This window comes from Ferrovibrio terrae, from assembly GCF_943371255.1.
Taxonomy (GTDB): domain Bacteria; phylum Pseudomonadota; class Alphaproteobacteria; order Ferrovibrionales; family Ferrovibrionaceae; genus Ferrovibrio; species Ferrovibrio terrae_B.
The window spans coordinates 1-7,079 of sequence record NZ_CALRUC010000163.1 but is presented as its reverse complement, the minus strand read 5'-3'; the positions used below and the strand labels follow the sequence as shown (position 1 = coordinate 7,079).

At 65.6% G+C, this 7,079-nt stretch carries 7 protein-coding genes; 6 read left to right on the top strand and 1 reads right to left on the bottom strand.

The genetic code is table 11. The features are described from left to right. From AAG799_RS21615 to AAG799_RS21590, 6 genes are all read left to right on the top strand, one after another. On the top strand, positions 1–159 hold a 159-nt coding region (locus AAG799_RS21615), incomplete at its 5' end, for a YqaE/Pmp3 family membrane protein (RefSeq protein ID WP_341899092.1). 103 nt (positions 160–262) lie between these two features. Then, the gene (locus tag AAG799_RS21610) at positions 263–1,033 is read left to right on the top strand and encodes a hypothetical protein (protein WP_341899091.1); all 771 of its coding nucleotides are present in this window, start codon (positions 263–265) and stop codon (positions 1,031–1,033) included. An 11-nt stretch (positions 1,034–1,044) separates the two neighbouring features. Further along, positions 1,045–1,782 carry a MalM family protein gene (locus AAG799_RS21605; RefSeq protein ID WP_341899090.1) on the top strand — a complete coding sequence of 246 codons (738 nt, stop codon included), beginning with the start codon at positions 1,045–1,047 and terminating at the stop codon, positions 1,780–1,782. Positions 1,783–2,078: 296 nt separating this feature from the next. Continuing rightward, positions 2,079–3,305 (top strand): MFS transporter, encoded by a 1,227-nt coding sequence (locus tag AAG799_RS21600; protein ID WP_341899088.1) that lies wholly within the window; start codon positions 2,079–2,081, stop codon positions 3,303–3,305. A gap of 6 nt (positions 3,306–3,311) precedes the next feature. Beyond that, the gene (locus AAG799_RS21595) at positions 3,312–3,683 is read left to right on the top strand and encodes a hypothetical protein (RefSeq protein ID WP_341899086.1); all 372 of its coding nucleotides are present in this window, start codon (positions 3,312–3,314) and stop codon (positions 3,681–3,683) included. Positions 3,684–3,721: 38 nt separating this feature from the next. Then, entirely contained in the window at positions 3,722–4,381 is a 660-nt protein-coding gene (locus AAG799_RS21590) for a response regulator transcription factor (protein ID WP_341899085.1), read from the top strand. 19 nt (positions 4,382–4,400) lie between these two features. Here AAG799_RS21590 and AAG799_RS21585 read toward each other — a convergent pair. Beyond that, positions 4,401–7,079, bottom strand: a 2,679-nt coding sequence (locus AAG799_RS21585) for a NahK/ErcS family hybrid sensor histidine kinase/response regulator (protein WP_341899084.1), incomplete at its 5' end; no start/stop codon positions are given.

Genomic DNA, 7,079 nt, shown 5'->3' with positions numbered 1-7,079 from the left:
CTGCTGTTCTTCACCATCGGCCGGCCGATTGCCGGCATCCTCTGCCTGATCCTGCAGATCACCCTGATCGGCTGGATCCCGGCCGCACTCTGGGCGGTCTATTCCCTCAGCCAGTACAACACCGCCAAGCAGATCGAGAAGGCCACCGGGCTTCGCTAATTCGAGCCGCTCCGGCGTGCATAAGTGCAGCTGTCCTCTTCCAATGCGGGCCTCCTGATTTTATAATCACTCTCGGGTAGGGTGATTCTGGGGGATGCAGGCAATGAACGGGATGCTTTTTGCGGTCGCTGGCCGCAGGGACGTGGAAAAGCTGTTTCCGGATTTCCGGAAAATATTCAGGCTTTTCAGTGTTTTCGCCGTTCTGGCGCTGACGGTCGCCTGTGCGCAGGTTCCGAAGCAGGCCTTCAACAAGGAAGCCCATACCGAGGTGAAGCGGATCGCCCTGTTCGAGCCGGCGAAACCAGAAGAATACGTCGTCTATATCGCCAACCATCCCGGGGGCAGCTTCGGCCTGATTGGCGCCCTGGTGGCGGCTGCCGACACCAAGTCGAAGACCGACGGCTTCACCAGCAAGATGAAGGAACTGCAGGTCGATTTCGCGGCCAGCCTGACGGCGGCGCTGGAACAGGAACTGGTCACGGCGAAGTATGATGTCGTCCGCTTCACGCCAACCCGGGCGAAGCCGGAACTGCTGGACAGCTATGCCGGCGTCGATGTCGAGGCGGATGCCTATCTCGATTGGGTGATCAACTGGAACGGTTTCATCGCCCCCACCGCAACATCGGATTATCTGCCGTCCGCCCGGGTTTATGTGCGTCTTGTCGATGCCAGGACCAAGGCCGTCCTCTATGCCGAGTTGATCGGCTACGGCTATCAGCACGGCCCTGGCCAGCCGATCGAGCTGGCGTCGGACGCGAAATACCGCTTCGGGAATTACAGCACGCTGATCGAAGGTGCGCAGAATGCCGCCGAGGCGCTGAACGCGGCAACGCCGCTGATCGTGCGCAAAATCTCGACTGATATCGGACGCTGACGGCCTTGCAGATGATTGCTCGGGATTCGATGCAGCGTATCCATCGCAGTCGGCGCGCTGTCATGCTGCTGGCCCTGATCGGGCTGTCCGCCTGCGTTACGTCCGGTTCGAAACATGCCGCGAGCAGCGCGGATGTGCTGTCGAAACGCAGCAATTTTGTCGAGCCGCCCGCTCTGACCTATCGGCCGGTCGCGCTGGGCGAGACCGTCGAGTTCGAGATCAATGATCTCGATCCCGTCATTCTGCTCGACAAGCATGAAACGGTTTATGCCAAGGCCTTTGCCCTGCCGAAATGGACCGCGCCTTACATGCTGAAAGTCAGCAGCTATATCATCGGGCCGGCCGATGATCCTGCCGTCTATTACCCGACGGCAATCTTCCTGGATGCGAATTACCAAGAAGTCCGCCGCTCGCATCTCTCCGCCTTTACCTTCCGGCGTGGCGGGTTCAACGAAAACAGCAATCTGAACGGCACGCTTTTCATCAACCAGGCGAACAGCCAGGAAGCCTATGTGATGATCGTGTCGCAGCGTCAGGCCGCCCATGGCTCGCTGGTCGTCAACAATGTCGCCGTGCAACAGACCGCAATCATGATGCCCGGCTCTTACGGCGCTGCCATGTGGGTGATTCCCATGGGCGCGAAGGAAAGCGCCGCCGCCACAGCCGCTTCGGCAACCGGCAGGCTCAAGCTGGTGGTCGAGAACTACCAGCCGGTCGAGATGGGCGAGAAGAAGCCAGCAAAACCCTAGTCCACGCATCTGTCCGGCAGATCGGTCTTTGCTTCCGGGTTATTTGTTGCTATAATGTTCTCATTTGCGGGTATTCCCGATCGCGATGGACAGGTAAGGGTTGAGTTAAGGCCGAATTAGCGTCGAATAAGCGCAAATTAGACTCGAATAAGCAGACTTAAGCCCTGCATAAGCCGGGATCAGCAGCGGATAAGCCGCTGGGTGCCGGCAAATGTATGGTCGCAATTCTGAACTTGCCGCTCTCCGGCCGGTAGCCTAGTGCTGACGGCGACCGTCCGTGCCAGGAGACATAAGCCATGACCGTGTCCGCCGCCCGTATCCCCTGGCGCACCCCCATGCTGGTCATCGTCATCGGCTGTACGATTGCCCTGCTGAATTTCGGCGTGCGTTCGGGCTTCGGCCTGTTCCTCGAGCCGATCAGCATCGCCAACGGCTGGGGCCGCGAGGTGTTTGCCTTCGGCATCGCCATCCAGACCGTGCTCTGGGGCTTCGGCCAGCCCTTCGCCGGCGCGATTGCCGACCGCTATGGCTCCGGCCGCGTGCTCGCTGTCGGCGCGCTGCTCTATGCCGGCGGCGTCGCGCTCACCGCCTATGCCGCCACGCCGCTGATGCTCAATCTCACGCTCGGCGTGCTGCTCGGCATGGGCCTGGCCGGCACCTCGTTCACCGTGGCGCTGGCCGCCATCGCCCGTATGGTGCCGCCCGAGCGGCGCTCCTGGGCGCTGGGCCTGGGGACAGCCGCCGGCTCGATGGGACAGTTTTTGATGGTGCCGCTCAGCCAGGGCTTCATCGCCGCCTGGGGCTGGCAGATCGCCCTGCTGCTGCTCAGCCTGTTCGCGCTCGCCATCGTGCCGCTGTCCAGCGTGCTGGCCGGCAGGGCGCCCGAAGGCACCGGCCCGAAGCAGTCGATGGGCGAGGCGCTGAAAGAGGCCGGCAACCAGAAAAGCTACTGGCTGCTGATCTCGGGCTTCTTCGTCTGCGGCTTCCATGTCTCCTTCATCCAGACGCATCTGCCGGCCTATATCGTCGATCGCGGTCTCGATCCGGCTACCGGCGCCTGGGCGCTGGCACTGGTCGGCCTCGCCAATGTGGTCGGCTCGTATACGGCTGGCGTGCTGGGCGGCAAGCGCAGCAAGAAATACCTGCTCAGCGCCATCTATGCCGCCCGCGCCGTGGTGATCGCCGTCTTCGTGCTGCTGCCGATGACACAGGTCAGCGTGCTGATCTTCGCTTTCTGCATGGGCCTGCTCTGGCTCTCCACTGTACCGCTCACCTCAGGACTGGTGGCGCAGATCTTCGGGCCGCGCTACATGGCCACCCTGTTCGGCATCGTCTTCTTCAGCCACCAGGTCGGCGGTTTCCTCGGTGTCTGGCTCGGCGGCCGGCTGTTCGATCTCACCGGCTCCTATGACGTGGTGTGGTGGATCTCGCTCGGGCTTGGCGTCTTCGCCGCCATCGTGCACTGGCCGATCGACGAGCGCCCGCTGGTCCGCATGGCGCCGGCGCCGGTTGCGGCAGAGTAGCCAGTCATGGCCGCCGGGCATCGTCTGGCACTCGGACTGCTGCTCGGTGTCACGCTGGTCTGGGCTGTGCTGCTCGGCTGGACCGTTCGGCAGGCGATACTGCCGCTTGAGGCCAGCGGGCGCGTCATCGCGGTCTATCCCTTCGGCTGGGATGGCACGGCCAGCCTGGCGGCGGCGCTTGGCACAGAGGCCCGGCTGGTGCGGCAGACCTGGCTCAGCAATGCGCTCGAACTGGCATCCGACGATCCCGGCTTTGCCGCGCGCCTGCGGCAGACGGGTGCGATTGCCGTGTTCCGCGCCCAGCCGCTGACGCTCTTCACGCTGGCCGGCTGCACCGGGATGCCGCCGCAATCCTTTTTCCGTGCCCGCCTGGGCTGACCTTGCTGCCAGCGGGGCGCTGGTTTACCCTCGTAGGCATGACGGGAGCAGCCAAGGCCGGCGCCGCAGAACCGGCACTGACGATTATCATCGCCGACGACCATCCGCTGGTTCGTGAGGCGCTGGGCCAGGCCCTGCGCCAGGCGATGAATGGCGTCGAGGTGGTGGGGGCTGCCGATCTCGACGGTGCCCGTGCCGCCCTGGACAGCCGCGATTCCGTCGATCTGCTGATCCTCGATCTCGATATGCCGGGCATGGACGGCTTCTCCGGCCTTGCCGCGGTGCGCTCCAGCCATCCCGCCGTGCCGGTCGCCATCGTGTCCTCCACGCGCGAACCCACGGTGATGCGCCGCGCCATCGAATTCGGCGCGGCTGCCTTCGTGCCGAAATCGGCGGCGATGGAAACCATCGCCAGCGCCCTGCAGGCGGTGCTGGATGGCGAGGTCTGGCTGCCGCCGGAACTGGAAGGCGGCGATACCGCGATGCCGGACGATTTCGCCCGCCGGGTCGGCGAGCTGACGCCGCAGCAGCTGCGCGTCCTCACCCTGCTCAGCAAGGGCAAGCTCAACAAGCAGATCGCCCATGAACTGTCGGTCGGCGAGGCCACGGTGAAGGCGCATGTCACCGCCATCCTCAAGAAGCTGGGCGTGCGCAGCCGCACCCAGGCCGTGATCGCGGCCAGACACTTCTCAGTTTAACTGGCATTTCTCGGTCTGATCAGTCGCCGGTTTCGGCCAGGGCTTCAGCCTGTGGCGCGGCCGGGCGGCGGCGCTGGCTGATCAGGGCGCGCAGGGCGGCCGGCTTCACCGGCTTGTTCAGCACATCGACACCCATCTCGGCGGCGCGCTGGCGCATCTCCTGGCTGCGGTCGGCGGTGATCAGGATCGCCGGGATGCGCTGGCCCCAGTCGCGGCGCAGTTGCGCAATGGCTTCCAGACCGTCGGGGCTGTCTTCATCCAGATGCAGGTCGGCGAGTATGATATCCGGGCTGCGGCCGGCCGCCGCCACGGCCTGGCGTGCCGCGGGAACGGAGTCGACGGCGGCGACCTTGCACGACCAGCCATCCAGCAGCGTGGTCATCGCCTCACGCACGCCGGCCTCGTTCTCGATACACAGCACGAAGCTGCCGCTCAGCGAGCCGGCGACGAAGGCCGGTATCGCCTCGGCTTCGACCGCCTCGGCCGGTTCAACGGCGGCACGCGGCACGGTGATGCTGAACACCGAACCGCGCGCAAGGCGGGAGTCGACCCTGATCGGGTTGTTGAGCATGCGGCCGATGCGGTCGACGATGGCAAGACCGAGGCCCAGGCCGCGCTCGGCGGCATCGCCACCGCGCTCCAGCCGGGCGAATTCCTGGAAGATCACCTGGCGCTTGTCGCCGGGAATGCCGGGGCCGTTGTCGCAGACGGCGATGCGCACCTGGTCGCCTTCGCGGCGGCAGCCGACCACCACGCGACGGTCGTCGCGGTCGGGATTGGCATAGCGGATCGCGTTGGCGACGAAATTCTGCAGCACGCGGCGCAGCAGCGCCGGGTCGGTGTTGATCGTCGCCGTGGTCGGCACCACCTTCAGCGTCACGCCGCGCCGCGCCGCCAGCGGGCCAAACGATGTCGCCAGGGCATCGAACAGCGAAGACAGCGCGGTGGGGCGGATTTCCGGCCGCACGGCACCGGCATCCAGCTTGGAGATGTCGAGCAGCGCATCAAGCAGTACTTCCACCGAACCCAGGCCGTGGTCGATCTTCGATACCAGCGGATTGTCCGGCTCGCGTTCGGCTAATGCTGCGGTAAACAGACGTGCGGCATGCAGCGGCTGCAACAGGTCGTGGCTGGCAGCGGCGAGGAAGCGGGTCTTGCCCAGATTGGCGGCTTCGGCCTGGGCGCGGGATGCTTCCAGCTCCTGCACGGCCAGCTGCAGTTCGGCAGTGCGTTCGGCGACGCGGCGCTCCAGGCCTTCATAGGCGGCGCGCAATGCGGCATCGGCGCGGCGGCGCTCGGTGACATCCTGATAGAGCAGGAAGAAGCCCAGCACCTCGCCGCGATGGTCGACATGCGGAATATATGTGCCATGCGCCACTTCGATCTTGGCGTCATTGGTGGGGAATTCGATCTCGAAACTCTGGCGCTGACCGGCCAGCGCGGCATCGATATGCGGCTTCAGCCGGGCGTAGCGTTCCGGCGAGATCATTTCCTTCAGCGGGCGGCCGTCAATCTGCTGCTGCGGCAGGTTGAGCGAGCGGCGGAACGGCATGTTGGTGAAGCGGTAGCGTTCCTCGCGATCGACATAGGCGATCAGCACCGGCACGTTGTCGGTATAGATGCGGATGGCGCGTTCGGATGCGCGCAGCGCCTCGGCGGCACGCACGCGTTCGCTGACATCGGTGCAGGTGGCAACGAAGCCGCCATCGGGCATCGGATCGACGCGGATTTCGATGACGCCGCCATCGGGGCGCCGGCGTTCATGGATCTGCGAGCCGCGCGCACCCGAGGCCAGCGTCATCGCCAGGTCGCCGGTGCCGTCGCCGGCGAGCTGGGTCAGCGGGATGCCGTTTTCGGCCAGGTTGGCCGGCAGGCTCAGCAGGTCGAAGAAGCGGTCGTTCCAGGCTGCCAAGCGCTGTTCGCGGTCGAACACGCCAATGCCCTGGCTGATATGATCCAGCGTGGTGCGCAGCAGGTCGAGATTGTGCCGGATGGCTTCCGAAGCCTCGCCCAGCATGGCGCGGGCCGCGCGCGGACTGAGCAGGTTCTTGCCGCGCGCCGAGGCCATCACGATGCGGGCCGAAGCGGCGCCGATGGCACCGCCCAGCAGATGCTCGGTGAAGGCCATGGCCTCGGCCGGATTCATGCGGCGGCCGGCGAAAGCCCGCTCGGCGCGCTCGCTGCCGATGAAGCGGGCAGACAGGGCGCGCAATTCCTCGATGCGCGGATCGGTGTCGTTCTCCTCGAAAGTCGCCGCCGGCAGGCCCTCGCCACCGGACACGAAGATCGCCGCCTGTTCGCGGTCGCGCATGCTGGGGCGCGACAGCAGCGAGATGCCGACCAGCAGTGCCGTGTTCACCACGCCGCAGGCGACGAAGCCCTGCAGGATGGCATCGAAGCCGTTGAAGGGCGCGGGCAGCCAGGGCGTGAGCGGCGCCACCATCGGCTGGCCGCCGGCTGCACCCTGGATGGAGGGCAACAGCAGGGCATAGACCCAGACGGCAAAGCCGGCGAGCAGGCCGGCGATGACGCCATAGCGATGGGCGCGCCGCCAGTACAGGCCAAGCAGCAGCGGCGGGGCAAAGTTGGCCACCGCGCAGAACGAGATCATGCCGATCGAGGCGAGCGGCAGATAGCCGGCGATCCAGGTGTGATAGATATAGGCGGCGATCAGGATGACGACGACGGCGGCGCGGCG